Source organism: Rhizobacter sp. (assembly GCF_031412495.1).
GTDB lineage: Bacteria > Pseudomonadota > Gammaproteobacteria > Burkholderiales > Burkholderiaceae_C > Schlegelella_A.
Genome location: NZ_JANODC010000097.1, coordinates 1 through 3,937, shown reverse-complemented (window position 1 = coordinate 3,937; position 3,937 = coordinate 1). Strand labels below are relative to the sequence as shown.

3 protein-coding genes are annotated in these 3,937 nt (G+C 72.1%); all 3 read right to left on the bottom strand.

What is annotated here, in order from left to right; translation table 11 throughout:
- A partial coding sequence (locus AC30N0_RS03585) for a tetratricopeptide repeat protein (RefSeq protein WP_489516563.1) occupies positions 1 to 1,070 on the bottom strand: 1,070 nt, incomplete at its 3' end.
- A 25-nt stretch (positions 1,071 to 1,095) separates the two neighbouring features.
- A complete protein-coding gene (locus AC30N0_RS03580; protein ID WP_489516562.1) occupies positions 1,096 to 2,511 on the bottom strand; it encodes an amidase in 1,416 nt (471 codons plus the stop codon).
- A partial coding sequence (locus tag AC30N0_RS03575) for an ABC transporter substrate-binding protein (protein ID WP_489516561.1) occupies positions 2,508 to 3,937 on the bottom strand: 1,430 nt, incomplete at its 5' end. The genes AC30N0_RS03575 and AC30N0_RS03580, both read right to left, overlap by 4 nt.

Sequence of the window (3,937 nt, the reverse complement as noted above, 5' to 3'; positions counted from 1 at the left end):
GGAGCGCCGCGCATGACCTCGCGGTTCCAGCCCGGGCGCGCTGCCGCGGCGGCGATCGATCGTGCCGTCCACGCTTCGGCCCGGCGCAGGTCGTGGGCACCGAGCATCGCCAGCAGCGCATGCGCGTCGTTGAACGCCGAGTGCCCGGCCGCGTCGGCGTCCTCCAGCGGCCAGCGCGCAAGCAGGGCCTGCCAGCGGTCGCCGACGGCGGCGCCGTGCAGGGCCAGGCGCCAGAGCAGCGACGCCGCATCGACGCGCTGCAGCGTGATCTCGACAGCGTCGGCGTGCAGGTAGGCATCGAAGGCCTGCAGGGCCCGTGCATGGTCGAGCGACTCGAGGGCGAACAGCGCCTCGTGCCAGCCGAGGTGGCCGACGAAGCCGTTGCCTTCGCTCCAGTGCGACCGCCACTCGCCCATCCAGCGCCCGCCTTCCTCGTGCCGCCCCTGCATCTCCATGACGTGGGCCACGGCGTGGATGGCCCAGGGCACGCGCGCCGGGCCGGCCAGCGCGCGCCGGCCCACCGCTTCGGCCTCGCCGTAGCGGCCCGACTCCTCGAGGCCGAAGGCGTGCATGCCGAGCACGTAGGGCTGGAACGGGTCGTCGTCGTGCCACGCCGGCAGGACGCGGGCGACTCGCTCGCGCAGGGCCTCGGCGTCGCCGCGGTAGAAGTCGAGCAGGTGTCCCAACTGCAGGGCCAGGGCATCGCGCGGGTGCTCGGCGACGAGCGCCTGCCAGGCGTCGGCCGCGCCGAGCCAGTCGCCGGCGGCGAGCCGGTGCACGGCGCCGAGGTGGGCGCGCTCGCGCTCGTTGCCGCCGGCGGCGAGCCGGTCGGCCGCGGCGAGCGCGGCGCGCGCCTCGCCGTGCAGCGACGGCTCGGTGAGGCCGAGCAGGAAGCCGGCCTTCATCACGTGCGGCAGCAGCCAGGCCGGGTCGTGCCGGAGGGCGAGGTCGAGGTCGTCGCCCGGCACGCCGTAGAAGGACAGCATGCGCCAGAGCGCCTTCTCGGCGGCGGCGAGGGCAGCGGCCGACCGCGTCGAGACGGCGTTGCCGTGCGCGTCGCGCAGCGTCATGGTGTCGGCTCGCGCCGGGCGCGTGTCAGGCGGCGGGCGGCGGCTCGGGCCACGGCCGCTGCGGCGGCCGCAGCTGCTCCCAGGCGCGCGCGACCTGCAGCACGCCGAGGTCGTCGTGCCGCTTGCCGGCGATCTGCAGCCCGATCGGCAGGCCGGCCCCGGTCCAGCCGCAGTTGATGCTCGCGGCCGGCTGCTCGCTCATGTTGTAGGCGACGGTGAAGGCGATGTGCTCGAGCGGGCGCTGCGGATCGTCGGTCGGCGAGGCGAGCTCGGCGGCGAAAGCCGGGATCGGCGCGGTCGGCGAGAGGACGACGTCGAACGGCCGGTGCGCGGCAACGGCGGCGTCGCGCATCGCGCCCATCTGGCTGTAGCCGCGGAACACCTGCTCGCCGCTGAGCTGGGCGCCGCCCTTCACCCACGCGACGATGAACGGCAGGACCTTGGCCTGGCTCTCGCGAGGCAAGGCCGAGAAGTCGAGCCACGACCGCATGCGCCAGAACGCGTCCATGCCGTCGAGCATGGCGCGGGTGAAGAAGGGCGCGATCCGCTCGACGTGCGCCCCGGCGGCGGCGAAGCGCTCGGCCGCGGCCTCGACCGCGGCCTTCACTTCGGGGTCGACCGGCAGGCCGCAGCCGGCGTCGAGGAGGAGGCCGATGCGCAGGCCGCGCACGTCGCGGTCGAGCCGCATCCATTCGATGCGCTGCGGCGGCAGGCTCATCGTGTCGCGCTCGTCGGGCTGGGCCAGCACGCCCATCAGCAGCGCCGAGTCGGCGACGGTGCGCGTCATCGGCCCGGCGACCCGCCCGGCATACGGCGGGTCGATCGGGATGCGGCCGAGGCTCGGCTTCAGCGTGAAGATGCCGCACCAGCCGGCGGGCAGGCGAACCGAGCCGCCGATGTCGGTGCCGACGTGCAGGGGCCCGTAGCCGGCGGCGACGGCGGCGCCGGCACCGGAGCTGCTGCCGCCCGGGTTCCTGCTCAGGTCCCACGGGTTGCGCGTCAGGGCGTGGAAGCTCGAGAGCCCCGACGACAGCATGCCGTAGTCGGGCATCGTCGTCTTGCCGAGGATCACCGCGCCGGCCTCGCGCAGGCGCGCCGACGGCGGCGCGTCGTGCGGCGCCGGCACGAGGCGGGTCGCGGCGGTGCCGAGCGGGCTCGGCGTGCCGCGCGTCGCGATGTTCTCCTTGATCATCGCCGGCACGCCTTCGAGCGCGCCGATCGGCGCGCCGGCGTCACGGTGCTTCTGCCAGCGCATCTCGGCGACGTGCGCGGCTGCGATCGCCGCTTCCGCATCGAGCGCGTAGGTGGCGCGCAGGTGCGGTTCCCAGGCGGCGATGCGCTCGAGCACCGCCGTCGTCGCCTCGACGGGCGAAAGCGACCCGTCGCCGTAGCGGGCGAGGAGCTCCGTCGCCGGCAGCTCGTGCAACGGAGTGCCGCTCACTGCCAGGTCAGCGCTGCGAGGTCGTTGCCGAAGATCGGCGAGCTGCTCCAGAGGCCCTTCAGCCGCTTGTTGGCGACGGCGAACTGCGGCAGCTGGTACAGGTAGACGTTGACGCTGTCGGTCGCCAGTTGGCGCTGGATGTCGCCGAGGATCTTCAGCCGCCCTTTCTGATCGGTCGTCGAGTTGTAGGCGGCGAGCAGGTCGCGGTAGGCCTTCGAGTCGTACCCGTAGTAGTAGGCGGGGTCGGCGTAACGGTCGAAATCGAGCGGCTCGACGTGGCTGATCACGGTCAGGTCGAAGTTGCCCTTGAACGTGCCCGAGAGCCACTGCGCCCACTCGACGTTCTCGATCTTGGCGACAACGCCCACCTTGGCCAGCTGCGAAGCGATGATCTCGCCGCTCTTCCTCGCATACGCGGGCGGCGGCAGCGTCAGCGTCACGTTGAGCGGCGTCTGCACGCCGGCTTCCTTGAGCAGCGCCCGCGCCTTGTCCGGGTTGTACGGGTTCACGTTCGTGAGGTCGATGTAGCCGGCGTCGCTCGGCACCATGTGGCTGCCGATCGGCGCACCGAAGCCTTCCTGGGCGCCGTCGATGACGGCCTTGCGGTCGATCGCGGCGGCGAGCGCGCGGCGCACGCGCACGTCGTCGAAAGGCTTTCTCTTGTTGTTGATGGTCATGATCGTCTTGCCCTCGGTGCCGCCGAGCACGACCGAGAAGCGCGGGTCGTTCTGGAACTGCTTCAGGCTTTCCAGCGCGCCGTAGCGCGGCATGCCGTCGATGTCGCCGGCCAGGAGCGCCGCCACCTGCGCCGCCGGGTCGTTGATGAAGCGGAAGGTCACCTTCTTCATCTGCACCCGGGCGGCGTCGCGGTACTGGTCGTTCTTGACCAGCGTGATCGCCGAGCCCTTGGCCCAGGAGTCGAACTTGAAGGGGCCGGTGCCGACCGGCCGGGTCGCGGTCGTCGGCGCGCTCTTCGGATCGAGGATCACGGCCGGGTTCTCGCCCATCCGGAACAGGAAGTTGCCGTCGGCGTTGTTGAGGACGACGATCACCGTCTGCGGGTCGGGCGTGTCGATCCGGCTGATGTTGTCGAACACCGACTTCTTCGCCTTGTTGGTCGAGGTCGGCGCCTTGGCCCGCTCGAAGCTGAACTTGACGTCGCTGGCGTCGAAGGCCTCGCCGTCGTGGAACTTGACGTTGCGGCGCAGCTTGAAGGTGTAGACCTTGCCGTCGGGGTCGACGGTCCAGCTCTCGGCCAGCAGCGGCGTGACCTTGCCGTCCATGTTGATCTTGGTCAGGCCTTCGAGCACGCTCATGTGCACCACCTCGCCGATCGCCGCGGCCGGGGCCATCGTCGGATCGAGGCCGGGTGCCGGCTCGAGCACCATGCCGAGGACGACACTGTCCTTCCTCGCCTGGGCCGCCG